This window comes from Phenylobacterium sp. LjRoot225 (assembly GCF_964252855.1).
Taxonomy (GTDB): domain Bacteria; phylum Pseudomonadota; class Alphaproteobacteria; order Caulobacterales; family Caulobacteraceae; genus Phenylobacterium.
This window is the reverse complement of the sequence record NZ_CAXUPL020000006.1, coordinates 1-24,040: the sequence shown is the minus strand read 5'-3', so window position 1 is coordinate 24,040 and position 24,040 is coordinate 1. Positions and strand designations below refer to the sequence as shown.

Genomic DNA, 24,040 nt, shown 5'->3' with positions numbered 1-24,040 from the left:
ATCGCCGCCTCCGCCGTTCGCGCCGCCAGGATCCTCGGACTCACATTGGTAATACGGCGCCGTCCAGCCGCCCCTCACCCAACCCTTTCCCCACTGGGTGGGGAGAGGGCTTAAAGCCCTCCGCATGAGCTCTGAGGCGACCAGCATCACCCTGCCCGACGAGGCGGCGACCAAAGGACTGGGCCGGGCGCTGGCCGCGGCCCTGCAGCCTGGGGAGGCGATCTGCCTGTCGGGACCGCTCGGCGCCGGCAAGTCGACGCTGGCGCGGGCGTTGGTTCGAGCGCTGACCACGCCGGACGAGGAGGTGCCTTCGCCGACCTTCACCCTCGTGCAATTCTACGAAGGGACGCGGCTGAACGTCGCCCACTTCGATCTCTATCGGCTCTCGTCGCCGGACGAGGCCTATGAGATCGGTCTCGACGAGGCGCTCGATGACGGAGCGGCGGTGATCGAATGGCCCGAAAGGCTCGAGGGCCGGCTGCCCCGCGACCGACTCGATATAGTGATCGCGCTTTCGGACGACGGCGCAGAGGGCCGGGAAGCCCGGCTGACGCCGCATGGGACGTGGGAGGGACGTGATTTGGGAGGGCCTGACCACTTGAGAGGGATGGGGACTTGAGTTCGGATCGTGAGGCGCTGAAGTCCGACTTCCTGGCAAGCCACGGCTTCGGCCGCGCGCGCCGGGAGCCGCTGAGCGGCGACGCCTCCACGCGCGCCTACGAGCGCCTGCACCTGCCCGACGGCGCGCGCCTGATCTTCATGGACCAGCCGCCGGCGCTGGAAAGCTCGGTCTGTCCCCCGGACGCCACGCCGGGGCAGCGGATCGCGCTCGGCTACAACGCCGCCTCGCGCCTGGCGGCGGGCTCGGTGGCGGCCTTCGTGGCGGTGGCCGGCTTCCTGCGCAGCCGCGGCCTCTCGGCGCCCGAGGTGCTGGCGCACGACGTCGCCGCCGGCCTGGCGGTGCTGGAGGACCTGGGCGACGGCCTGTTCGCGACCCTGGTTGAAGAAGGCCAGGCCGAGCGTCCGCTCTACGAAGCCGCCGTCGACGTCCAGGCGGCGCTGCAGGCGCAGGCGCCCCCCGCCGTGCTGACCGCCGGCGACGCCAGCTGGCCGCTGCTGAGCTACGACACCCTGGCGCTGAAGATCGGCACGGACACCTTCCTGGAGTTCTGGCCGCAGTTCGCCGGTCTCGCCGCCTTCACGCCCGACGCGATCGCCGAGTGGGAGGCCCTCTGGGCCCCGATCTGGGTCCGCGGCGAGACCGGCGCGACCGTCTTCACCCACCGCGACTATCACGCCCAGAACCTGCTCTGGCTGCCCGAGCGCCAGGGGGCGGCGCGGGTCGGCCTGCTCGACTTCCAGGACGCCTTGCGCGCCCACCCCGCCTGGGACCTGACCCACCTGCTGCAGGACGCCCGCCGCGACGTCTCCGCCGAGCTGGAGGCCGCCATGCTCGACCGGTTCTTGGCCGCGCGGCCGAACCTGGAACGCGAGGCCTTCCTCGCCGACTACCGCGCCCTGGCCACCGCCAACGCCGCGCGGATCCTGGGCCGGGTGTTCGCCCGCCAGGCCTTGGCGGGCCGGGCGCAGTACAAGGCCTACATGCCGAGAACCTGGCGCTATCTGGAGCGCAACCTGGAAGATCCGCAGCTCGCCGGCCTGAAGCGCTGGTTCGACACCCACGTCCCTGTCGAGGCGCGCGCATGACGACGCCCGGACCGAAGACGGCCATGGTGCTGGCCGCAGGGCTCGGGACGCGCATGCGCCCCCTGACCGACACCATGCCCAAGGCCCTGGTGCCGGTGGCCGGGCGGCCCCTGATCGACCGGGTGCTGGACGAGCTGGTCGCCGCCGGCGTCGAGCGGGCGGTGGTCAACGTCCACTATTTCGCCGACCAGATGGAAGAGCACCTGGCCAAGCGCCGCGACGTGCAGGTGCTGATCTCCGACGAGCGCGACGAGCTGCTGGATTCCGGCGGCGGCATCCAGAAGGCCCGACCGCTGCTGGGCGCGGCGCCGGTGTTCGTCGCCAATATCGACTCGCTGTGGATCAATGCGGTGGAGCCGCCGCTCGAGACCCTGAAACGCACCTGGAACCCGGAGTCGATGGACCTGCTGCTGCTGCTGGTCTCGCGCGGCCGGGGGATCGGTTTCGAGGGGCCCCAGGGCTTCCTGATGGACGCCGTCGGCCGGCTCACCCATTCGGCCTCGCCCGAGCTCGTCACCCCGCTGGCCAACGTCGGCTTCGGCATCATGAAGCCGCAGATCCTCGATTCGGCGCCGCGGGAAGGTCCCTTCTCCATCGTGCCGACCTGGCATCGGCTGCAGACCGACGGCCGGCTTTACGGGGCGGTGATGGACGCCTTCTGGATGCACGTCGGCGATCCCGCAGCCCGGGAGGCGGCCGAGGTCCGTCTGGCATGAGCGGCCTCTTCGGCGGACCCGCGCCACGCTGGTTCAACATCCCGGCGCACCGGCCCTTCGCCGAAGACCTCGCCCGCGGCCTGCACGAAGCGCTGAGCCCGCTGGGGCCCGAGGCGCTCTCGCAGGCGACGGTGCTGACCCCCACCCGCCGCGGCGCCCGCGCCCTGGCCGACGCCTTCGTGTCAGCCGCTGAAGGCCGCGCCGTGCTGCCGCCGCAGATGCGGCCGCTGGGCGACCTGGAGGAAGGCGAGCCGCCGTTCGAGCCGGGCGACCTGGCGCTCGATCTTCCCGTCGCCATCGAGCCGCTGCGCCGGCGGTTCGAGCTCACCCGGCTGGTCACCGACCACGCCGACCTGCTGCCTGGCCGCGAGCTGACCGCCGCCTCGGCCCTGGAGCTCTCCGACGCCCTGGGCGGCTTCCTCGACAGCCTGCAGATCGAGGAGATCGAGGCCGGCGACCGGCTGGCCGACCTGGTCGAGGCCGACCTCGCCGAGCACTGGCGGGTCTCCCGCGACTTCCTGGAGGCGGCGCTGCGCGAATGGCCCAATCGCCTCGCGGACCTGGGCGTCATCGACGTCTCCGAACGCCGGGTGCGGCTGCTGCGCAAACTGGCCCAGGCCTGGACCCTGCGGCCGCCGCAAGGCGTGCTGGTGGCGGCGGGCTCGACCGGCACGGCGCCGGCCACCGCCGACCTGCTGCGGGTGATCGCCGAGGCGCCCCAGGGTTGCGTGGTCCTGCCCGGCCTCGACGACAGCCTGGCGGAGGACGCCTGGGTGCGGGTCGGCGAACAGCATCCGCAGGGCGCCATGCGGCGGCTGCTGAGCCGGGCGGGCGTGGACCGCAAAGACGTCGCGACCTGGCAGGCCTCTCGGGGCTTCGCCGCCCAGGCGCGCTGGCGCCGGCGGGTGATCAACGAGGCCCTGCGCCCCGCCGAGGCCACCGCCGACTGGCTGCACGCCATCGCCCAACTGCGCGACGAAGGCGCCAGCGAGGGCGTCGATCCGATCGCGGCCGGTCTCGCGGGCCTGTCGCTGGTCAGCGCCCGCAACGAGGAAGAGGCCGCCACCGTCGCCGCCCTGCTGCTGCGCGAGGCCTTGGAGACGCCGGACCGCACCGCCGCCCTGGTGACGCCGGACCAGACCCTGGCGCGGCGGGTGACCGCCAAGCTGGCGCGCTGGGGCGTGATCCCCGATTCCTCCGCCGGCGAGGCGCTGGCCGGCAGTCGGACCGGGGCGTTGGCCGCCCTGGTCGCCCGCCTGGCCGTCGACCCGACCGATCCGGTGAGCCTGCTGGCGGTGCTGAAACACCCCTTGGTGCGCCTGGGCCTCGCGCCGGACGACCTTGCGGTCCAGGCCGAGGCGCTGGAGCGCCATGGCCTGCGCGGCGCCCGCAGCGACGGGTGGGACGCGCTGGCGGCGAAGCTCGAAGCGGTGCGCGCCAAATCGCCGGCGCGCGCTTCGGAGATCGACGCGGCTGAGACGCTGTTAACTCGTCTCCGCACCACGCTTGCGCCGCTGGCGGACGTCTTCGACGCCGAAACGCCCCCTCAGTCGCTTCGCGACAGCTCCCTCGCAAGCGGTGGAGCATCTTCGGCCCAGATCCTCCACCGTGAAACGGGGGAGGTGGACCGCGAAGCGGGACGGAGGGGGCGTTCGGACGTCCCGCCGCCCGAGGCGACGCGGGTTCTCGCCGAAACCCTCGAGGCCCTCGCCCGCGACGCCGACGACCAGCCGGGCGACCTCTGGAGCGGCTTCGGCGGCGAGGCGATGAGCCGGCTGCTCTCCGGCCTGATCCGCGAGGGCGAAGGCCTGCCGACGGTCACCGCGCGCGGCTACGCCGACCTGCTGGAAAAGCTCATGCAGGGCGAGACCGTCCGCGCCGGCGGCGCGACCCAGCCGCGGCTGCGCATCCTGGGCGCCATCGAGGCGCGGCTGGTGCGGGCCGATCGGCTGGTGCTGGCGGGGCTGGAGGAAGGCGTCTGGCCAAGATCTGCGCCGGTCGATCCCTTCCTGTCGCGGCCGATGCGCGAGCGGCTGGGCCTGCCGGCGCCCGAGCGCCGCGTCGGCCTCTCGGCCCACGACTTCGCCCAGGCCGCCTGCGCGCCCGAGGTGGTGCTGCTGCACGCCGAGCGCCGCGAGGCCCAGCCGGCGGTGAAGTCGCGCTGGCTCTGGCGGCTGGAGACCCTGGCCCGCGGCGCGGGCGTGCCGATCTCCGAGCGGCCGGAGCTGCTGGCCTGGGCCCGCGGCCTCGATGCGCCTGACGCCTACGCCCCGGCCAAGCCGCCCGCCCCTTGCCCACCGCTGGAACATCGGCCGAGGCGGCTGGCGGTGACCCGGGTCGAGGCCCTGACGCGGGATCCCTATTCGGTCTGGGCGCGCGACATCCTCAAGCTCTTCCCGATGGAGCGGCCGGACGAGCCGGTCGAGGCCCGCGCGCGCGGCACCGCCATCCACGCCGCCTTCGAACGCTTCGCCCTGGACTTCCCGCGCGACCTGCCAGTCGCGACCGCGGAAATTTTCTCCGGGTATTATCTCGAAGAGCTGCGCGCCGCCGGCATGCCGCGTGAAGGCCTCGCCCGCGAGGCGGCCCTGGCCCGGGAAGCCGCCGCCTGGGTGGCCGAGCTGGAGCGTGTGCGCCGCGCCGACGGCCGGACTTTGCACGTCGAAAAGGAAGGCCGGCTGGAGATCGTGATCGACGGCCAGGCCTTCATCCTCACCGCCAAGGCCGACCGGATCGAGGCCGACCCCGACGGATACGGCCACATCCTCGACTACAAGACCGGCCGCGCCCCCTCGCAGAGGATGGTCGACACCGGCTTTTCCCCTCAGCTGACGCTGACCGCGGCCATCCTGGCCGCGGGGGGGTTCGAGGAGATCGGCCGGCTGAAGCCCGGCGAGCTGACCTATCTGGAGGTCACCGGCCGCAAGCCCGCCGGCCGCGAGGAGCTGCGCGCGCTTCCCGGCGGGGCCGGCGACAAGATCCCCGACAGCGCTCAGGCGGCGGACCAGGCGCTGGAGGGCCTGCGCGAGCTGCTGCGCCGCTACTTCGATCCCCTCCAGGTCTACGCCTCGCGCACCGCCCCGCAGTTCGTGCGCCAGCACCACGGCGACTACGACCACCTGGCGCGGGTCTTCGAATGGTCCACCAGCGGCGAGGAGGGGGAGGCGTGAGCGTTCATCTGCTGCACGACCCGCAGCGCACCGCCGCCGACCCGCAGGTCTCGGCCTTCGTCCGCGCCAACGCCGGCTCCGGCAAGACCAAGACCCTGATCGACCGGGTGGCCCGGCTGCTGCTCGACGGCGCCAAGCCCGAGACCATCCTCTGCGTCACCTACACCAAGGCCGCCGCCGCCGAGATGCAGCGCAGGCTCTACCGCCGGCTGGGCGACTGGTCGGTGATGGCCGACGCCGAGCTGACGGCCCAGCTGGGCGAGCTCGAGGGGCTCCCAGGGCACGGCTACGACGCAAAGCGCTTGTCTGAGGCCCGCGCCCTGTTCGCCCAGGCGCTGGAGACCCCCGGCGGGCTGAAGATCCAGACCATCCACGCCTTCTGCGAAAAGCTGCTGCGGCGCTTTCCGCTCGAGGCCGGTGTCTCGCCCGGATTCCGGGTGATGGACGATTCCGCCAGCGCCGCCGTGGCGACCGCCGCCCGCGCCGCCGTCGCCGACCGCGCGATGCGCGATACCGGCGAGATCGCCATGGCCTATGCGCGGATGTCGGTCGAGCTGGACTTCGGCTCATTCCAGCAGATGTTCCGGGACTTCGAGGCGCGCCGCGGCAAGCTGAGGGAATTCTTCGCTCAGCAAGGCGACCTGGACGGCGCGATCGACTGGGTTTGGGCGGCGACCGATGTCGAGCCGGGCGTGACCCCCGATATCGTAGAGGCCGAAGCGCTTGCCGGCTTCGACCGGAGCCTGTGGCGCGACGCCGCCCGGGTGCTGGCCCAGCGCGGCAAGCGCGATCAGGCATGCGCCGGCGACCTCGCCGCCATCGCCGCCGCCTCCGACGCGACCCTCGCCGACATGCTGGGCGCCCTATTTATCGACAGCGGCGAGGGCACGCCGGCGAAATGGTGCGCCACGACCAAAGGACTGGCCGAGCACGAAGGCCTGCGGGCGCGGCTGCTGGACGAACAGATCCGGCTGGAGACCCTGCGCGAACGGCTGCGCGGCGCGCGGGTGGCGGTCAGCACGATCGACGCCCTGCGCCTGGCCGCGGCCTATCTGGCCCTCTACGCCTTCGAGAAACAGGCTTTCGGCGGCCTCGACTTCGCCGACCTGATCGAGAAGACCAAGGCGCTGCTGTCGAAGAACCAGGCCGCCGCCTGGGTGCTGTTCAAGCTGGACGGCGGCATCGACCACATCCTGGTCGACGAGGCCCAGGACACCGCCCCCGACCAGTGGGACATCGTCCGTGCACTGACGGGCGAGTTCTTTTCCGGCGAGGGCCGGCCGCGCACCCGGGCGCTGGAGCGCACCCTGTTCGTGGTCGGCGACGAGAAACAGTCGATCTACTCCTTCCAGGGCGCCGACCCGGCCCGGCTGGTCAGCGAGACCACCCGCTATGTGGCGGAGATCCACGCCTCGGGACGCCGGGCTGAACACGTGCCGCTGCAGGCCTCCTGGCGCTCCACCGGCGAGGTGCTGGGCTTCGTCGACGCGGTCTTCGCCGGCGGCGTGCCGCCCTCGCCCGAGGCCCTGTCCCACCCGGCCATGCGCCTTGGTCACCAAGGCTGCGTCGACCTCTGGCCGCTGGTCGACGAGCCGGAGAGCGAAGAGCGCACCGCCTGGACCACGCCGCTCGACGTCGAGGCGGAGACCAGCGCCAACAAACAGCTCGCCCGCGCCATCGCCTGCGAGATCCGCGAGACCGTCGAGCGCGGCGACGCCGTCTTCGATCGCAGTCTGCCTAAGGACCATCAGTGGCGGCCGGCCCAGTACGGCGACGTGCTGATCCTGGTGCGCAAGCGCGGGCCGCTGTTCGAGGAGATCCTGCGGGCGCTGAAGCAAACGGACGTGCCCGTCGCCGGCGCAGATCGCCTCGCGCTGTCGCAACACATCATCTTCGACGACCTGCTGGCGTTGGCCCGCTTCGCCCTCTTCCCGCAGGACGAGTTGACGCTGGCGGCCCTGTTGCGCAGCCCCTTCTGCGAGCTCGACGACGAGAGCCTCTACGCCCTCGCCCACGACCGGAAGGGCGGGCTCTGGGCGACGCTGCAGCGGCGCGCCGACGAACGGCCGGAGTGGGCGGCGGCCGCGGCCTTGCTCGGCTGGCTGATTGAAGAAGGCCGCGTGCGCCGGCCGTTCGAGTTCTACGCCCAGGCGCTGGCCCGGCGCGACGCCCCAGGTGGAGCAGCAGGCGGCCGCTCGATGCGCGCGCGCCTCTTGCGCCGGCTGGGCGCGGAGGCCGAGGACGCGCTGGAGGAGTTCCTCGCCCAGGTGCTGGCGGCGGAAACCCGCGGCGTGCACGACCTGGAATCCCTGGCCGCCGACTTCGCCCGCCTCGACATCGTCGTGAAACGCGAACTGGAAGGCGGCCGCGACGAGGTGCGAGTGATGACCGCCCACGGCGCCAAGGGCCTGGAGGCGCCGATCGTCTTCCTGCCGGAGACCACCAGCCAGCAGCCCCCGCGCGGCTCGCCGCTGATGGAGACCCCGGACGGCGGCTTCCTGTGGTGCGCCTCGGGCAAGGGCGACTGCGAGGCCTCGGCCGCGGCCCGCGCCCTGCGCGTGCAGAAGGAGGAGGAGGAGGCGCTGCGCCTGCTCTATGTGGCTCTGACCCGGGCGCGCGAGCGGCTGGTGATCTGCGGCAAGCGGCCGGCGAACCGCAAGGAAGAGAATTTGAAAGGGTGGTGGGCGGCGATCCGCGCCGGCTTCGCCCATGCGAACATCGCTCCGCACGTCAGCACGACGGCCTGCTCCGGCGTCGACATTCAGCGCTATGGTCCGGACCCCGATCGCCTCGGCGCGTCGGCGATCGGCGCGAAGCCGAGCTACGCCGCGCCAAGCTGGATCGCGCAGGACCCCAAGGCCGAGGCCTTCGCCCGCTACGCCTCGCCCTCGGACCTCGGCGAATCCCTCAAGGCCGCCGCGCCCTCGCCGCTCGCCGAGACCGCGGGCCTCGGCCGCTTCCGCCGCGGCGACCTGATCCACCGGTTGCTGCAGATCCTGCCGGACCTCCCGGCTGCGGAGCGGGCCGCCGGGGCGACCGCCCTGCTGGCGCGGGAACGCGACCTCACCGAGGCCCAGCGCGTCGAGATGGCGCAGGCCGCGCTCGCCGTGCTGCAGGACGCCCGCTTCGCCGACGTGTTCGGCGAGGGCTCGCGCGCGGAGGTGGCGATCGCCGGGGCGGCCAAGGCCCTGCCCACGGGGCTGAAGATCTCCGGCCGCATCGACCGGCTGGTGGTGCTGCCCGACCGGGTGCTGGTGGCCGACTTCAAGACCAACCGCCCCTCGCCCGCCCGCATCGAGGATGCCGATCCGGCCTATCTGCGGCAGATGGCGGTCTACGCCGCGGTGCTGGCCGAGGTCTTCCCCGGCCGGCGCGTCGAAGCTGCCTTGATCTGGACCGATGGGCCCAAGCTGATGCCTGTTCCAGAAAACCTGATGGCCCAAAGCCTTGCCCAGCTTGGCCGCGGCGGTTGATACCGGGACGCGGCCCGCCTACATCGGCGACTGACGATAGATTCCAGGCGCCCTTTCGAGCGCCGAGGTAAGGAGCCTTAGATGAGCACCGTGAAGGTCACCGACGAATCCTTCGACAAGGACGTCCTGCAAGCCGAGGCCCCCGTGCTGGTCGACTTCTGGGCGGAATGGTGCGGTCCGTGCAAGCAGATCGCCCCCGCCCTGGAGCAGATCTCCGACGAGCTGTCCGGCCTGGTGACCATCGCCAAGCTGAACATCGAGGAAAGCCCGACCACCCCCTCGCGCTACGGCGTGCGCGGCATCCCGACCATGATGCTGTTCAAGGGCGGCCAGATGGCCTCGATGAAGGTCGGCGCCATGCCCAAGCAGAAGATCCTCGAATGGCTGAGCGAAGCCGGCGTCGCCGCGGCGTAAGCCAGCCCCCGAGCTGAAGACCCGAGAAGCGCTCGCCCCCGCGGCGGGCGCTTTTCTTTTTTGGCCGCGAAGCGCGCGCCCCCCCGTGTGTCATCCCGGAAAGCGCGCAGCGCTTATCCGGGACCCATGAACACGGCGCGGGCAGCAATCGCGTCGACACTGCCGCCTTCTTCTTCGGGATCAGTGTGCATGGGTCCCGGTCTTTCGCTGCGCGAAAACCGGGATGACAGTTGGGGTTACGGGTTCGCCTCAGTCCTCTTTGTCGAACCGCATGGGCCGCCTCCGCCGCATCAGGAAGTCCACGCCGCGGCTGACAAACAGCCAGCCGATCAGCCAGCCGATCAGCACCACGTCGGTTCGGCCGAAGACGGCCATCAGGGCCCAGAGCACCGCCAGGCCGACCACCAGCATGACCAGGTAGCGCCAGGGCAGGACGATCTTCCGCTTCACGTTTTCCGCCTCATTGGGGCCAGGTTTCAGGGCTCATCGCCAGCACCTCGCCGGCGAAGTGCAGGCCGCCGCAGACCAGGACGTGGGGCGCGGGCCCGTCCACCGCCAGGGCCGCCTGCACGGCGGCGGTGACGTCCGGCTGGATCTCGGGCGAAAGGCCGGCCGCGGCGGCGGCCCCGGCCAGCTCCTCGGCGGAGGCGGCGTTGGGCGAGTCGAAGGTGGTGACCAGGACCCGAGGCCGCATCTCGGCGAAGGGCAGGAAGAAGCCCTTGGCGTCCTTGCGCGCGAACATGCCGACCACCAGCACCAGGGGCCGCGGATCGCGGTCGACCAGGCGCGAGGCGGATTCGGCCAGGGCCCGGCCGGCGTGCGGATTGTGGCCGCCGTCGAGCCACAGGTCGGACCCGCGCGCCCGCGCCATCTCGGCCAACGGACCCCTGGTCAGCCGCTGGAAGCGGGCCGGCCAGGCGGCCGACGCCACGCCGCGGCCGACCGGCTCCTCGCCCAGGGTGGTGTCGAAGGTGAGCGCGGCGGCGACCGCCAGGCCGGCGTTGGCGAACTGGTGGCCGCCGAACAGGGCCGGCGGCGGCAGGTCGAGCAGCCGCTCGGGCATCTGCACCAGGAGGCGGCCGCGCTCCTCCCAGGCGTCGAAGTCGCGGCCCATCAGCAGCATCGGGGCGGCGAGCGCGTCGGCCTCGCGCTCGATCGCCTCCAGCGCCTCGTCCGGCTGGCGGGCGACCACCACCGGCCGTCCGCGCTTGATGATCCCGGCCTTTTCCCAGGCGATCTTCGAGAGATCCGGCCCCAGCAGCTCCAGGTGGTCGTAGTCGACCGGGGTGATGACGCTGACCGCCGGGGCGTCGAAGACGTTGGTGGCGTCGAACCGGCCGCCCAGGCCCACCTCGATCAGGCAGAGGTCGGCGGGCGTGCGGGCGAAGGCCTCGAAGGCCAGCACGGTGGTGATCTCGAAGAAACTGATCGGCTCGCCGGCGTTGGCGGTCTCCAGCACGCCGATCAGCTCGGTCAGGCGCGCGTCGGAGATCAGCTCGCCCGCGATCCGGATCCGTTCGGCGAAGCGCACCAGGTGCGGCGAGGTCAGCACATGGACCTTCAGCCCCGCCGCCTCGGCGATGGCCCGCAGATAGGCGAGCGTCGAGCCCTTGCCGTTGGTGCCGGCCACGTGGATCACCGGCGGCAGCCGCCGCTCCGGGTGTCCCAAGGCCGCCAGCAGCCGCTGCACACGGCCGGTGGTCAGGTCGATCAGGCTCGGATGGTTGGCGCGCAGCCGCTGGATCGCCAGGTCGGAAGCGCGGATGGGATCATACATCGCAGCCTCCCTTTCTAAGCTCGGCTCTTCACACCCTTCCCGTCATCCCGGACGACCTGCAAGGTCGATCCGGGACCCAGGGGGTTCTGCAGTGCGGTGGCCCCCGGGTCCCGGCTCTCCGCTATGCTCCGGCCGGGATGACGGGGATGTTTGCTCACGCCGCGCGGCGCGCGCGCCCCATCATCAGGGTCTCGAGGATATTGCCGAGCACCGCGGGGATGTCCGGGCGGGCGACGACGCGGTCGATCATGCCGTGCTCGACCAGGAACTCGGACTTCTGGAAGGCCGGCGGCAGGATCTCGCGGATGGTCTGCTCGATCACCCGGCGACCGGAGAAGCCGATGGTCGCCTTGGGCTCGGCCAGGTGGATGTCGCCCAGCATGGCGTAGGAGGCCAGCACGCCGCCGGTGGTCGGGTCGGTCAGCACCACGACGTAGGGCAGGCCGGCGGCCTTGACCTCGTTCACCGCCAGGGTAGTGCGCGCCATCTGCATCAGCGAGAGGGTGCCTTCCTGCATCCGCGCGCCGCCCGAGGCGGTGAAGATGACCAGGGGAACCTCGCGGGCCACGGCTTCCTGGGCGGCTTTGACGAAGGTCTCGCCCGCGCCCATCCCCAGCGAGCCACCCATGAAGGAGAAGTCCTGGACGATGACCACTGCGGGCTGGCCGCCGACCTTGCCGACGCCGACCGCCATGGAGTCCTGCTCGCCGGTCGACTTGCGCGCCGCAGCGAGGCGTTCCTTGTAGGGACGCTCGTCGGGGAAGTTCAGCGGGTCCTCGACCACCTTCGGCGAGGCGATCCGTTCGAACTCGCCGTCGTCGAAGGTGAAGCTCAGGCGCGCCGCCGCGCCGATGCGCATGTGGTGGCCGGACGGGGTGACCCACTGCGCCGCCTCCAGGTCGGGGCGGTAGAGCATCTCGCCGCTCTCCGGATCCTTGACCCAGAGGTTCTCGGGCGTGTCGCCCTTCTTGATGTCGCTGCGCACGCCGGGACGCAGCCGCGTCAGCCAGCCTTTGCGCTCACGCGGCGGCGCGGGGCGGGCGGGCTTGTCGGTCTTGGAATCAGCCATACGCGAACTTTCTAGACGGCGGGCTGGGCGAGCCGCGCGCCGCGGACAGCCTTGGCCAGGGCCTCGACTTTGGAAAGCACGCGGCCGGTCACGTCTTCGTTGCGGCCGGCGCCGTCGGCGATCTCCTCAACCAGGGCCGACCCCACCACCACGCCGTCGGCGACGCGGGCGATCGCCGCGGCCCGTTCGGGCGTCTTGATGCCGAAGCCGACGCAGACGGGCAGGCCCGAGGCCTGGCGCACGCGGGCCACGGCGGGCGCCACAACCTGTTCGTCGGCCTCCTTCACCCCGGTCACCCCGGCGACGGAGACATAGTAGGCGAAGCCGGTGGTGCGCTCGGCGATCGTCTTGATCCGGACGTCGTCGCTGGTCGGGGTGAAGAGGTGCAGCAGCGAAATCTGCACCGCGTCCAGGGCGTCGGCCAGCGGGCCGGATTCCTCCGGCGGGCAGTCGACGACGATGACGCCGTCGATCCCGGCCTCGGCGATGTCGCGGGCGAAAGCCGCCTCGCCGCGGTTCACCACCACGTTGAGATAGCCCATCAGGATCAGCGGCGTGGTCTGGTCGTCCTGGCGGAAGGCGCGGGCGAGGCCCAGCACGTCGTCGAGCTTCACGCCGGCGGCGAGCGAACGCTGGGCGGCGCGCTGGATGGTCGGGCCTTCGCCGATCGGGTCGGAGAAGGGAAAGCCGAGCTCGATGATGTCGGCGCCCGCCGCAGGCAGGCCCTTGAGGATCTTCAGCGAGGCGGCGAGATCCGGATCGCCGCCCATGATGTAGGCGACGAAGGCGGCGCGCCCTTCCGTCTTCAGGTCGGCGAAGCGCGCGTCGATACGGGCGGTGGTCAAGCCTTCAGGTCCCCTCAGATCTCGCGGCCAAGGGCCTGGGCGACGGTCGCCACGTCCTTGTCGCCCCGGCCGGAGAGGTTCAGCACGACGATCCCGTCCTTGCCGACGTCCTTCACCACCTCGCCCAGGCGGGCGATGGCGTGGGCGGATTCCAGGGCCGGGATGATGCCTTCGAGCTCGGCGCAGAGCTGGAAGGCGGCCAACGCCTCCTGGTCGGTGGCGGTCAGGAACCGGGCGCGGCCGATGTCGTGCAGCCAGGACAGTTCGGGACCGATGCCCGGATAGTCGAGGCCGGCGGAAATCGAGTGGGCCTCGGTGATCTGGCCCTCGGCGTCCTGCAGCAGATAGGTGCGGTTGCCGTGCAGCACGCCCGGACGGCCGCCGTTGATCGCCGCGGCGTGCTTGTCGGTGTCCATGCCGTGGCCCGCGGCCTCGACGCCGAAGATCTTCACGCCCTCGTCGTTGAGGAAGGGGTGGAACAGGCCCGTGGCGTTGGAGCCGCCGCCGACGCAGGCGACGATGGCGTCGGGAAGCCGGCCCTCCCGCTCGAGGATCTGGCGGCGGGCTTCCGCGCCGATCACCGACTGGAAGTCGCGGACCATTTCCGGATAGGGGGCGGGACCGGCGGCGGTGCCGATCAGATAATAGGTGTCGTGGACATTGGTGACCCAGTCCCGGAGCGCCTCGTTCATGGCGTCCTTCAGCGTCGACGCGCCCGAGGTCACCGGCCGGACTTCCGCGCCCAGCAGGTTCATGCGGAAGACGTTGGGCTTTTGCCGCTCGACGTCCACCGCGCCCATGTAGACCACGCAGGGCAGGTCGAAGCGGGCGCAGACGGTGGCGGTGGCCACGCCGTGCTGGCCGGCGCCGGTCTCGGCGATGATCCGGGTCTTGCCCATCCGCCGGGCCAGCAGGATCTGGCCCATGCAGTTGTTGATCTTGTGCGCGCCCGTGTGGTTCAGGTCCTCGCGCTTCAGATAGATCTTCGCCCCGCCAAAGTGGGCGGTCAGCCGCTCGGCGAAATAGAGCGGGCTCTCGCGGCCGACATAGTGTTTGAGGAAGCCGTCCAGCTCCGCCTGAAAGCTCGGGTCCGCCTTGGCCGCGCGATAGGCGGCGTCCAGGTCGTGGACCAGGGGCATCAGGGTTTCCGGCACATAGCGCCCGCCATGCTCGCCGAACCGCCCTTGGGCGTCGGGATAGGCCGAGTAGTCGTTGGGTCTGGCGGGCGCGTTCACGGCACAGCTCTCAGGCGCGACGGACGGCGTCCAGGAACGCCGTGATCAAGGCCGGGTCCTTTAAGCCCGGACCGCGCTCCACGCCAGAGGAAACGTCCACCAGCGGGGCGCCGGAGACGCTCGCCGCCTCGGCCACGTTCCACGGATCGAGGCCGCCGGCCAGGAACCACGGCTTCTGGAAGCGCCGGCCGTCCATCAGGCTCCAGTCGAAGGCGCGGCCTGCGCCGCCGGGCAGGGCCGCATCCTTCGGCGGCTTGGCGTCGAACATCAGGTGCTCGACCACGCTCTCATAGGCCCTGGCCGCATCGAGGTCGGCGGCCTCCGCCACCGGCAGGGCCTTGATGATCCCGCAGCCGGCGCGGACGCCGATGTCGCGCGCGCGCGCCGGGGTCTCTGCGCCATGCAGCTGGATCAGGTCGGGCTCGAGGATGCGGGCGACCTCCTCGACCTGGACGTCGGAGGGATCGACCATCAGGGCGACGACCTTCGCCCGCTGGCGCACCGGCTCGGCCAGCCGGACGGCGGCCTCCAGGCTGAGGTTGCGCGGGCTCTTCGGGAAGAAGACGAAGCCCAGCCAGCCGGCCTTGCCGTCCAGCGCCGCACGCGCCGCCTCAGGGGTCGAAATCCCGCAGATCTTCGCCTTGAGCGTCATGAGGGCCGATTAGGGGGTTGGAGGGGCGCGGGGCAAGCCCCCGAAGGAACAGCTAGTGCCGCGTCGGCCCCTCGTCGCGGCCGGCCTGGGCTTTCAGGAGGTCGCGGATCTCGGTCAGCAGGGCTTCCTGCGGCGGCGGAGCCGACTTTTCCCCCGCCGGACGCTCGGCGTCGCGGCGGCGGATGACGTTCACCGCCTTGACCATCAGGAAGACCACCCAGGCGACGATCAGGAAGCGGATCAGGGTGTTCAGGAACATCCCGTACTGGATCGCCACCAGCTCGTTGGCCTTGGTCGCGGGATTGTCGGCCTTCAGCACCCATTCCAGGTGGGAGAAATCGATCCCGGAGAGCAGCAGGCCCACCGGCGGCATGACGATCTGGTCGACCAGGGTCTTGACGATGTCGTTGAAGGCCGCGCCGATGATCACGCCGACGGCCAGGTCGATGACGTTGCCGCGGGCGATGAACTCGCGGAACTCGCCAAGGATCGGCACGCGCCGTTCGAGACGCGCGACCTCACGCGGGACGTTGACCACGTCCTGGCGCCCTTATTCGTCCGTGGCGTTGAGCCGCTCGCGCAGCTCCTTGCCGCTCTTGAAGAAGGGCACGTGCTTGGCGCGCACGTCCACCGGCTCTCCGGTCCGCGGGTTGCGGCCAGCGCGGGCGTCGCGCGAACGGACAGACAGCGCGCCGAAGCCACGCAGTTCGACCCGGCCGCCCTCTTCGAGCGCCTCGATCATCCGCTCCAGGATCACGCCCACGACGCGCTCGATGTCGCGCTGCGTCAGGTGCGGATTCTCTTCCGCGAGTTTCGCGATCAGTTCGGACTTGATCATTCGGGCCTTCGGTCGCTCAAGCGGCGCGACCATGGGCGACTTGGCCTTGCGATTCAAGATTCAAAAGCCGCGCTACCTCGCTTGCATGCCGGTGCGGAACGTCAGCGCGGGGCCCGGACGAAGCTTTCATCATCGGCCAGCCGCCTGAGCGCCTTGTTGGCCTCGGCCGCGTCGCTCGCCGAAATCTCGCGGGCGAGGCTCTGCATCTCGGCGGAGAAGACCGCCGTGTCCCCTTCCAGCTGGGAATTGCGGTTCAGCCGGTAGCCGGGCAGTCGCCCGTCGCCGTTCGGGCCGCGAATGGTGAAGCCCTTGCCACCGTCAGGCAGCCGGATACGCGTCTCGTAGCGCGCGTAAAGCGGAAAGGGCATGGCGAACGGCGCGTCCTGGTTCGGTCCGGGCTCGCGCTTGGGATAGCCTCCCCTCATCCCGGAGGTGGAGGAGACCTTGAACTCCCGCGCCTGGGCGTCCGGGTTCAGCCGCCAGTTCAGGTCCGCCATGCCGCTGACCTCCACGGCCGCGGCGTCGTGCGCCGCGTCGTCCTTCCAGCTGACGGCCTCCGGGTGAAACCAGGTCATGCTCGCCGACATCTGCTGCTTGAAGCCCCGCTCCATCTCGGCCTTTGGGGTGTTGGTGAAGGTCGCCCGCATCGCGGTCGCCGCGTCGCCGGTCACGCGGATGGAGATCTTGGCGGGGGCCGGCGCGTCGAGCCCGCGCCTCGCATCGACGCTGAAGGTCATCTCCATCTGCGGCGCGTCCAGCGTTACATCCGGGATCGCCAGCAGCGACGCGCCTTCGGCGCGCAGGGGCAGCGCCCAGCGATAGGGCGGCGGCTTCAGGTGGTCGAGGCCCGACCGGTCCCCGCTGCGCGTGGCGTCCAGCCAATAGGTCCGTCCGCCGATCGTCGCCTTGATGATCACGTGGTCGAAGGCGCCCAGAGAGGGCAGCCGCTCGTCGAGGCCGTCGCCGTAACGGGTGTTGACTAGCACCGGCTCGGCGCTGATCCCGAGTTCATTGAGCAGGGCCAGCAGCAGGACGCTCTTGCCCTTGCAGTCGCCGAATTTGCGCCGCCAGGTGTCGTCCGCGGACGCCGGCACATAGCCGCCCTGGCCGATAGCGAGCAGGAAGTAGCGGGTCTTGTCCTCCACTAGCGCCAGAGCGGCGCCCGCGCGGCCGGCCTCGTCGGGATGGCCGGCGGCGATCGCGGCGGCCTCGACCTTGAGCGGCGAACCCGGCTTCAGGCTGACGGCCTTGGCGTAGTGGGGCCACATCGCGCGCGAGATGTCGGCCGAGCTCGACCAGCCGGAGGTCTCCAGCACGCCGACGCGCTGGAAACGCGGCGGCGCGCCGACCGGCGGATGGGGCATGGCCACATCGGTCATGTCGACCTCAAGCCAGGTCCGGCCGTCGTGATGCGAGATAGCCGTGGCGCCGAAGCCCGGCGACGCTTGCGAGACCACCGGCGCTCCGTCAGGCCAGGAGAGCCGGACCCGATAGCGCGCCGCCCGCCCGGCGAAGCCGAGCCCCTCCATGTCGTAGGAATGGCCGCGGGCGATCGGATCGCGGCGCGTTTCCGTCCAGGAGCTGTCGACGATGTCGCCCACCTGCAGGCCGTCCAGCTGCTGCGACGCCGTCATCCGGCCGTCGAGGATCGAGCTCTCGAGGTCCTGCTCCCGGCGCAGCACGAGCATCTTCTTGCCATGCTGGAGCAGGTCGATCGTCTTGCCGTCGCGGATGATCCGCAGGTGATGGATCGCCATCTCCTCCGTCTGCGGATCCCAGCTGACGCTGAAAGTGGTGAAGCCGTCGAGCCCTTCAGGCTTGATGATCTTCTGGACACGCCGGTTGTAGGCGACGTCGCCGTCGGGTCCGAGCCAGCTCTGATTGTCGTCCAGCAGGGTCTGAACGGCTATGTCGTTCTGGCGCGGCGCCTCGGGGATGGGTGCGACCTGCACCCAGGGCGCCGGGGCGACATAGGCCGGCCGCGGATCGGCCGAGCGGCGCGCGCGACGAGGGTCAGGACGACGGCGGCCGCCCAGCCAAAACGAAAACCCACCACGCCCCCGCGCTCAGCACAAATTGCGCCACCCAGGATAGTGAAGTTGCGCCAAATGAAAACGGCGGATCGGTTTCCCGATCCGCCGTCGCCATGGTCTGGGCCTTGCGCCGACAGGCTTGTGACAAGCCGGCCGGCGTCGAAGGTGGTCCCTAGTCGTTCTTCGCTTTCTCGCGCAGGGCCGCGCCCAGGATGTCGCCGAGCGAGGCGCCGGAGTCGGAGGAGCCGAACTGTTCGATGGCTTCCTTCTCTTCGGCCATCTCGAGCGCCTTCACCGACAGCGAGACGCGGCGCGCGGCCTTGTCCAGGTTGGTGATCTGGGCGTCCAGACGATCGCCGACGGCGAATCGCTCGGGGCGCTGGTCGGCGCGGTCGCGGCTCAGGTCCGACTTGCGGATGAAGGCCGACATCGGCGCTTCGTCGTCGCCGAACTTCACCTCGATGCCGCCCGAGGTGACCTCGGTGACGGTGCAGGTGACGGTCTGACCCTTGCGGTAGACATCACCGGCCATCGGGTCGCCCGACAGCTGCTTGATGCCCAGCGAGATGCGTTCCTTCTCGACGTCGACGTCGAGCACGCGGGCCTTGACCATCTCGCCCTTGGCGTAGCGCGCGATGGCTTCTTCACCCGGCGCCGACCAGTCGAGGTCGGACAGGTGCACCATGCCGTCGATGTCGTTGTCGAGGCCGATGAACAGGCCGAACTCGGTGGCGTTCTTGACTTCGCCTTCGACGGTCGAGCCGATCGGGTGGACTTCCAGGAAGGACTCCCACGGGTTCTGCATCGCCTGCTTCAGGCCGAGCGAGACGCGGCGCTTGGACGGATCGACGTCCAGGACGACCACTTCCACTTCCTGGCTGGTGGAGACGATCTTGCCCGGGTGGACGTTCTTCTTGGTCCAGGACATCTCTGAAACGTGGACCAAGCCTTCCACGCCCGCCTCCAGCTCCACGAAGGCGCCGTAGTCGGTGATGTTGGTGATGCGACCGGTGAACTTGGCGCCGACCGGGTACTTGGCTTCCACGCCGTCCCAGGGGTCCGACTGCAGCTGCTTCATGCCGAGGCTGATGCGCTGGGTGTCCGGGTTGATCTTGACGATCTGCACCTTGACGGTGTCGCCCACCGCCAGAACCTGGCTCGGGTGGTTGACGCGCTTCCAGCTCATGTCGGTGACGTGCAGCAGGCCGTCGATGCCGCCGAGGTCCACGAACGCGCCGTAGTCGGTGATGTTCTTGACCACGCCTTCGCGGACTTCACCCTCGACCAGCTGGCTGACCAGCTCGGTGCGCTGTTCGGCGCGGGCTTCTTCCAGGATGGCCCGGCGGGAGACGACGATGTTGCCGCGCGGACGGTCCATCTTGAGGATCGCGAACGGCTGCTCGCGGCCCATCAGCGGACCGACGTCGCGCACCGGACGGATGTCGACTTGGCTGCCCGGCAGGAAGGCCGAGGCGCCGCCGAGGTCGACGGTGAAGCCGCCCTTCACGCGGCCGACGATGGCGCCCATCACCGGCTCGTTGCGCTCGTAGACCGCTTCCAGGCGGGTCCAGGCTTCTTCGCGGCGGGCCTTGTCGCGGCTGATGACCGCTTCGCCCATGGCGTTTTCGACGCGCTCGAGGAAGACCTCGACCGTGTCGCTGACCTTCAGCGTGACCTTGCCGTCTTCGCCGGCGAATTCCTTCAGCGGAACGCGGCCTTCGGTCTTCAGACCGACGTCGATGATCGCGAAGTCTTTTTCGATCGCGACGACCTTCCCTTGGACCACTTGACCTTCCATGAAGTCGCGGCCGCCCAGGGACTCGTCGAGGAGCGCGGAGAAATCGTCCCGCGTCGGGTTCAGGCTCATATCGTCAGCCATGTTCTCTTTCGTCTTCGAATGACGGAGGCCCGCGTCCGCGATTGCGGCAGCGCAGAGTCGTCGCGTCGGTTGGAGGTTGAACCGAAGAAGGCGGGAGGTCCCGCACATCTGTGAATCTGCCCGCGGCTGTCCGAGAAAAAGGCGCGGTTGGATTGCTCGAAGGTTGGCCTCTTAAGAAGCCGTCCAGCGGGCTCGCGCCGCCTCGACGATACGGCGGGCCGCATCGGTGGCGTGGTCTATAGTCATTTCCGAGGTGTCCAGCAAGACGGCGTCCGGCGCGGGCTTCAGGGGGGCTGCGTCGCGGCCGCTGTCGCGGGCGTCGCGGATGCGGATATCCGCCAGCACCTCCTCGATGGAGACGCCCTCGCCCTGGGCGGTCAGCTGCTTCCAGCGGCGCTCGGCGCGCACCTCCGGCGAGGCGGTGACGTAGAGCTTGGCCGGGGCGTCCGGCGCGATCACCGTGCCGATGTCGCGTCCGTCGAGAATGGCGCCGCCGGCCTGGCCGGCGAAGTCGCGCTGGAAGGCCAGCAGGGCGGCGCGGACCTCGGGATGGACCGCCACCCGGCTGGCCGCCTCGCCCGCCGCGCGGGTGCGGAAGGCCGGATCTTCGAGCAGGTCCGCGGAGAGGCCGGCGGCCGTCTTCGCCGTCGCCGCCGCATCGTCCAGGTCGCGGCCGGCGCGCAGCGACAGCACGCCCACGGCCCGGTAGAGCAGGCCGGTGTCCAGCACCGGCAGGCCGTAGATCGCGCCCAAACGGGTGGCGATCGTCCCCTTGCCCGAGGCGGCAGGGCCGTCGACGGCGATGACGAAGGAGGACGTCACCGCCCGATCTCGGTTGCGCGGCGCCGCCCGAACGCCCCCTCACCCGCTTCGCGGGAGCTCCCCCGCAAGCGGTGGAGCATCTTCGGCCCAGATCCTCCACCGCGCAGCGGGGGAGGTGGCGCGAAGCGCCGGAGGGGGCGTTCGGCGCCAGCCGCCATCACGCCGCCTCTTCGGCGATCTCGCCGCCGAGGCCCTGGATAAGCTGGACGAAGCCCGGGAAGCTGGTGGCGATCATGCCGGGCTCGTCCACCGAGACCGGCCGCTCGGCGGCCTGGCCGAGGATCAGGTGCGACATGGCGATCCGATGGTCGCCGTGGGTCGTGATCCGCGCGCCGCCGGCGACAGGATGGTCGGCGCCTTTCGCGCCGACGACCGTCATATGCTCCGGGCCTTCCTCGACCTCGACGCCGCAGGCGGTGAGGCCGGCGGCCATCAGGGCGATGCGGTCGCTTTCCTTGACCCGCATCTCGCCGATGCCGCGCATCGTCGTGCGGCCCCTGGCGAAGGCGGCCGCCACGGCCAGGATCGGATATTCGTCGATCATCGAGGGCGCGCGCTCCGGCGGGACCTCGACGCCTTCCAGCTCGGAATAGCGGGCGGTGACGTCGGCGACGGTCTCGCCGCCCTCGTCGCGCAGATTGGTCACCGAGAGGTCCGCGCCCATCTCGCCCAGGGTGTCGAGCAGGCCGATCCGCAGGGCGTTGAGCAGCACGCCTTCGACCGTCACCTCCGAGCCGGGGGTGATCAGGGCCGCGACCAGCGGAAAGGCCGCCGAGGAGGGGTCGCCCGGCACCCGGACGCGCGTCCCGGTCAGCTTCTGGCCGCCGGCCAGCACGATCCGCCGCCCGCCGCCCTCTTCGGTCACGTCGACCTCGACCCCGAAGGCCCGCAGCATGCGCTCGGTGTGGTCGCGCGTGGCTTCCGGCTCGATCACCTCGGCGCCGCCGTTCGCCTGCAGGCCGGCCAACAGCACCGCCGACTTCACCTGGGCCGAGGGCTCGGGCAGCCGGTAGGCGATGCGCTTGAGGGCGCCGCCCTTCAGCGTCAGCGGCAGGCGCCCGCCGCCGCGGGCGATCCAGGTCGCCCCCATCTCGCCCAGCGGCTTCAGCACCCGGTTCATCGGCCGCCCGCGCAGCGAGGCGTCGCCGGTGAAGGTCGCCGCCAGGTCGAAGCCGGCCGCCGCGCCCATGATCAGCCGCACGCCGGTGCCGGCGTTGCCGCAGTCGACCACGTCCGAAGGCTCGGCGAAGCCGCCGCGGCCCTCGACGCGCCAGCAGCCGTCGCCGAGGCGCTCGACGCCGGCGCCGAAGCTGGCCATCGCGGCCGCCGTCCGCTTGACATCGTCGCCTTCCAGCAGCCCCTCGATCTCGGTCACGCCCGAGGCGAGCGCGCCGAGAATCAGCGCCCGATGGGAAATCGACTTGTCGCCGGGAGCCCGCACGCGGCCCTTTAGGGGGCCCGCGCGCCTGGCGGTCAGAGCGGCCGCCGTCATTGTCAAAACCAAGCCTCCGCAGGCGTTTGATAGGAAGAGGGGGATTGCTTTGACAGCGGTGTTCCTGCGTGGCAAGTGAGCGCGCTTCGAGAAACACCGCCGTTTAGAGGTCGCCGCCTTTGGCCAATCCTGAACTGGGCAACAAGCAAATTTGCCCGCAATGCCAAGCGAAGTTCTACGACCTGAACAAGCGCCCGGCCCACTGTCCAAAGTGCGCCGCTGAATTCGATCCCGACGAAGCGGTCCGCAACCGCCGCGTCCGGGCTCGCGCCATCGTGCCCGACACCGAGGCGGACGATGAGCGTCCGAATCAGGTCCTGGCCGACGACGCCGAGGTCGAAGAAGAAGAAGAGGTCGTCACCAAGGCGCTGGACGAGGTCGTCGACGACCCGCTGGTCGTCGATGACGACGAAGACGCCGCCGAGCCTGGCGTCGCGACTCCGGCCGACGACCTTGGCGAATTCACCGACGACGAAGAAGTCGAGGAAGCCGACGATGTTCCGTTCCTGGTTGAGGACGAGGACGACGACTTCGACGACAGCGAGATCGGCATTCCGGGCGCCGACGACGACTGACGAAAACAGGCTCCGGCGGGGGTCGAAAAAAATGTCTCCCGCCGGGCTTGATCACGCGGAACGGTTTGAATAGGTTCCGCGCCTCTCCGGGGCCCCCCAAGCTCCAGAGACCCGAGACCTCGGGGCTATAGCTCAGCTGGTAGAGCGCTTGAATGGCATTCAAGAGGTCAGCGGTTCGACTCCGCTTAGCTCCACCATGGAGGCCCGCAGTCAACGCTGCGGGCCTTCGCCTTTCTGGGATCCGGTCTGGCCGCCGCGGTCAGCTGATCCGTTTAGCCGCCGCTATTGTCCTCGGTCGGCGCTGTCGGGCCGTTCTTCTTGATGCTCTCGATGGCGTTCAGGGCCGAGGCCTTGGACGCGTAGCCCTCGGTCGAGAAGATGGTCTCGGCGTTGTATTTGAACCGCACGCGAAACTCGCCGGCCTTGTCCTTGGTGATTTCGAACTTGTGAGCCATGGGCTTTCTCCCGTTATGGCCCCCACCCGGGCTTGACGCTTCGCCATCCGACGCCCGCGGTCAAGCTCCGGCGAGCCTCCCTGAACTCTTCGCGATTCTTGGAACGCGCCGCGCGGCTCGGCGATTGGGCTTACGTTCCCCAAGCGAAGGAGGCGCGCCATGCACGCCCAGCAGATGATCGCCACCCATCCCCAGGTGCGCGGCCAGACGAATGACGCCCTGACCCGCTGCATCGAGGACTGCTACGACTGCGCCCAGGCCTGCACGGCCTGCGCCGACGCCTGCCTTGGCGAGGCGATGGTTCAGCAGATGACCCAGTGCATCCGCACCTGCGTCGACTGCGCCGACATCTGCCTGGTCATGGGCGCGATGGCGACGCGCCGCACCGGCTCGAATGTCGCGCTGGTCGCGCGCATGCTCGAAACCTGCGAGGAGGCCTGCCGCACCTGCGCCCGGGAATGCGAGCGTCACGCCGCGACCATGGCGCACTGCCGGGTCTGCGGCGAAGCCTGCCGCCGCTGCGAGGCCGCCTGCCGCGAGGCGGCGATGGCGCTGAGCCCGACGCTGCAGTAAGCGCTCCGGCCCGCCCGCTCAGCGCGAAGCGCGCTCAAGAAGCTGGATCAGCTCGGCGGCCTTCTCGCGCTGGGCATCCTTGTCGCCGCTGATGATCGCGCCCTCGATGCAATGGTCGAGGTGCTGTTTGAGGATCTCGCCCTCGACGCGGGCCAGGGCCGCGCGCGCCGCCTGCAGCTGGGTGAGGATGTCGATGCAGTAGCGGTCGTCCTCGACCATCCGGGCGATCCCGCGCACCTGCCCCTCGACGCGGTTGAGGCGGCTGAGCAGCTTCGGTTTGTCGTGATGGTCCATGGGGGCTCCATTCGGGCTCGC

The 24,040-nt window shown here is 70.5% G+C and carries 22 protein-coding genes, 1 tRNA gene and 1 pseudogene; 9 read left to right on the top strand and 15 right to left on the bottom strand.

Annotated features, from left to right (window positions below; all coding sequences use genetic code 11):
• Positions 1-124: 124 nt before the first annotated feature.
• The 6 genes from tsaE (at position 125) to trxA (ending at position 9,480) form a co-directional block, all read left to right on the top strand.
• Positions 125-619, top strand: coding sequence for a tRNA (adenosine(37)-N6)-threonylcarbamoyltransferase complex ATPase subunit type 1 TsaE (gene tsaE / locus ACSQ2B_RS24760; protein WP_436054075.1), 495 nt, complete (start codon positions 125-127; stop codon positions 617-619).
• Positions 616-1,707 (top strand): N-acetylmuramate/N-acetylglucosamine kinase AmgK, encoded by a 1,092-nt coding sequence (gene amgK, locus ACSQ2B_RS24755; RefSeq protein ID WP_436054074.1) that lies wholly within the window; start codon positions 616-618, stop codon positions 1,705-1,707. The genes tsaE and amgK overlap by 4 nt, the downstream gene beginning before the upstream one ends.
• Positions 1,704-2,423: a nucleotidyltransferase family protein gene (locus ACSQ2B_RS24750; RefSeq protein WP_436054073.1), complete on the top strand. Its 720-nt coding sequence runs from the start codon at positions 1,704-1,706 to the stop codon at positions 2,421-2,423. Before amgK ends, ACSQ2B_RS24750 begins: the two co-directional genes overlap by 4 nt.
• Positions 2,420-5,593: a double-strand break repair protein AddB gene (addB, locus tag ACSQ2B_RS24745; protein WP_436054072.1), complete on the top strand. Its 3,174-nt coding sequence runs from the start codon at positions 2,420-2,422 to the stop codon at positions 5,591-5,593. The genes ACSQ2B_RS24750 and addB overlap by 4 nt, the downstream gene beginning before the upstream one ends.
• Positions 5,590-9,066 (top strand): double-strand break repair helicase AddA, encoded by a 3,477-nt coding sequence (gene addA, locus ACSQ2B_RS24740; protein ID WP_436054071.1) that lies wholly within the window; start codon positions 5,590-5,592, stop codon positions 9,064-9,066. Before addB ends, addA begins: the two co-directional genes overlap by 4 nt.
• An 81-nt stretch (positions 9,067-9,147) precedes the next feature.
• The gene (gene trxA, locus ACSQ2B_RS24735; RefSeq protein WP_436054070.1) at positions 9,148-9,480 is read left to right on the top strand and encodes a thioredoxin; all 333 of its coding nucleotides are present in this window, start codon (positions 9,148-9,150) and stop codon (positions 9,478-9,480) included.
• Between the two features lie 249 nt (positions 9,481-9,729).
• On the opposite strand, the gene ACSQ2B_RS24730 is transcribed toward trxA, so the two are convergent.
• From ACSQ2B_RS24730 to aroA, 13 genes and pseudogenes are all read right to left on the bottom strand, one after another.
• The gene (locus tag ACSQ2B_RS24730) at positions 9,730-9,930 is read right to left on the bottom strand and encodes a hypothetical protein (protein WP_436054069.1); all 201 of its coding nucleotides are present in this window, start codon (positions 9,928-9,930) and stop codon (positions 9,730-9,732) included.
• 10 nt (positions 9,931-9,940) lie between these two features.
• The gene (locus ACSQ2B_RS24725; protein WP_436054068.1) at positions 9,941-11,257 is read right to left on the bottom strand and encodes a bifunctional folylpolyglutamate synthase/dihydrofolate synthase; all 1,317 of its coding nucleotides are present in this window, start codon (positions 11,255-11,257) and stop codon (positions 9,941-9,943) included.
• Between the two features lie 14 nt (positions 11,258-11,271).
• Positions 11,272-11,397: pseudogene (locus tag ACSQ2B_RS24720) on the bottom strand (hypothetical protein); the annotation flags it as partial.
• 14 nt (positions 11,398-11,411) lie between these two features.
• The gene (gene accD / locus ACSQ2B_RS24715; protein WP_436054067.1) at positions 11,412-12,326 is read right to left on the bottom strand and encodes an acetyl-CoA carboxylase, carboxyltransferase subunit beta; all 915 of its coding nucleotides are present in this window, start codon (positions 12,324-12,326) and stop codon (positions 11,412-11,414) included.
• A gap of 11 nt (positions 12,327-12,337) precedes the next feature.
• Entirely contained in the window at positions 12,338-13,171 is an 834-nt protein-coding gene (gene trpA, locus ACSQ2B_RS24710) for a tryptophan synthase subunit alpha (RefSeq protein ID WP_436054066.1), read from the bottom strand.
• A 14-nt stretch (positions 13,172-13,185) separates the two neighbouring features.
• A complete protein-coding gene (gene trpB / locus ACSQ2B_RS24705; RefSeq protein WP_436054065.1) occupies positions 13,186-14,406 on the bottom strand; it encodes a tryptophan synthase subunit beta in 1,221 nt (406 codons plus the stop codon).
• A 10-nt stretch (positions 14,407-14,416) separates the two neighbouring features.
• A complete protein-coding gene (locus tag ACSQ2B_RS24700) occupies positions 14,417-15,058 on the bottom strand; it encodes a phosphoribosylanthranilate isomerase (protein ID WP_436054064.1) in 642 nt (213 codons plus the stop codon).
• Positions 15,059-15,110: 52 nt separating this feature from the next.
• Complete coding sequence (gene mscL, locus ACSQ2B_RS24695) at positions 15,111-15,554, bottom strand: large-conductance mechanosensitive channel protein MscL (RefSeq protein WP_436054180.1); 444 nt, start codon at positions 15,552-15,554, stop codon at positions 15,111-15,113.
• A gap of 54 nt (positions 15,555-15,608) precedes the next feature.
• Positions 15,609-15,896 (bottom strand): integration host factor subunit beta, encoded by a 288-nt coding sequence (locus tag ACSQ2B_RS24690; RefSeq protein ID WP_436054063.1) that lies wholly within the window; start codon positions 15,894-15,896, stop codon positions 15,609-15,611.
• Between the two features lie 101 nt (positions 15,897-15,997).
• Complete coding sequence (locus tag ACSQ2B_RS24685; protein ID WP_436054062.1) at positions 15,998-17,848, bottom strand: DUF3857 domain-containing protein; 1,851 nt, start codon at positions 17,846-17,848, stop codon at positions 15,998-16,000.
• Positions 17,849-18,101: 253 nt separating this feature from the next.
• On the bottom strand, positions 18,102-19,808 hold the full coding sequence (gene rpsA / locus ACSQ2B_RS24680) for a 30S ribosomal protein S1 (RefSeq protein ID WP_436054061.1): 1,707 nt from the start codon (positions 19,806-19,808) through the stop codon (positions 18,102-18,104).
• Between the two features lie 171 nt (positions 19,809-19,979).
• Positions 19,980-20,630 carry a (d)CMP kinase gene (cmk, locus tag ACSQ2B_RS24675; RefSeq protein WP_436054060.1) on the bottom strand — a complete coding sequence of 217 codons (651 nt, stop codon included), beginning with the start codon at positions 20,628-20,630 and terminating at the stop codon, positions 19,980-19,982.
• 157 nt (positions 20,631-20,787) lie between these two features.
• Positions 20,788-22,122 (bottom strand): 3-phosphoshikimate 1-carboxyvinyltransferase, encoded by a 1,335-nt coding sequence (gene aroA / locus ACSQ2B_RS24670; protein ID WP_436054059.1) that lies wholly within the window; start codon positions 22,120-22,122, stop codon positions 20,788-20,790.
• A 119-nt stretch (positions 22,123-22,241) separates the two neighbouring features.
• Between aroA and ACSQ2B_RS24665 the strand changes: the two genes are divergently transcribed.
• A complete protein-coding gene (locus ACSQ2B_RS24665; protein WP_436054058.1) occupies positions 22,242-22,697 on the top strand; it encodes a TIGR02300 family protein in 456 nt (151 codons plus the stop codon).
• A 121-nt stretch (positions 22,698-22,818) separates the two neighbouring features.
• Positions 22,819-22,894, top strand: a tRNA-Ala gene (locus ACSQ2B_RS24660).
• A gap of 75 nt (positions 22,895-22,969) precedes the next feature.
• Here the strand turns inward: ACSQ2B_RS24660 and ACSQ2B_RS24655 are convergent.
• On the bottom strand, positions 22,970-23,152 hold the full coding sequence (locus tag ACSQ2B_RS24655) for a YegP family protein (RefSeq protein WP_436054057.1): 183 nt from the start codon (positions 23,150-23,152) through the stop codon (positions 22,970-22,972).
• A gap of 159 nt (positions 23,153-23,311) precedes the next feature.
• Here ACSQ2B_RS24655 and ACSQ2B_RS24650 point away from each other — a divergent pair, with 159 nt between their 5' ends.
• Positions 23,312-23,725 carry a four-helix bundle copper-binding protein gene (locus ACSQ2B_RS24650; RefSeq protein ID WP_436054056.1) on the top strand — a complete coding sequence of 138 codons (414 nt, stop codon included), beginning with the start codon at positions 23,312-23,314 and terminating at the stop codon, positions 23,723-23,725.
• 18 nt (positions 23,726-23,743) lie between these two features.
• On the opposite strand, the gene ACSQ2B_RS24645 is transcribed toward ACSQ2B_RS24650, so the two are convergent.
• The coding region (locus ACSQ2B_RS24645; protein ID WP_436054055.1) for a metal-sensitive transcriptional regulator at positions 23,744-24,040 on the bottom strand (297 nt) is incomplete at its 5' end.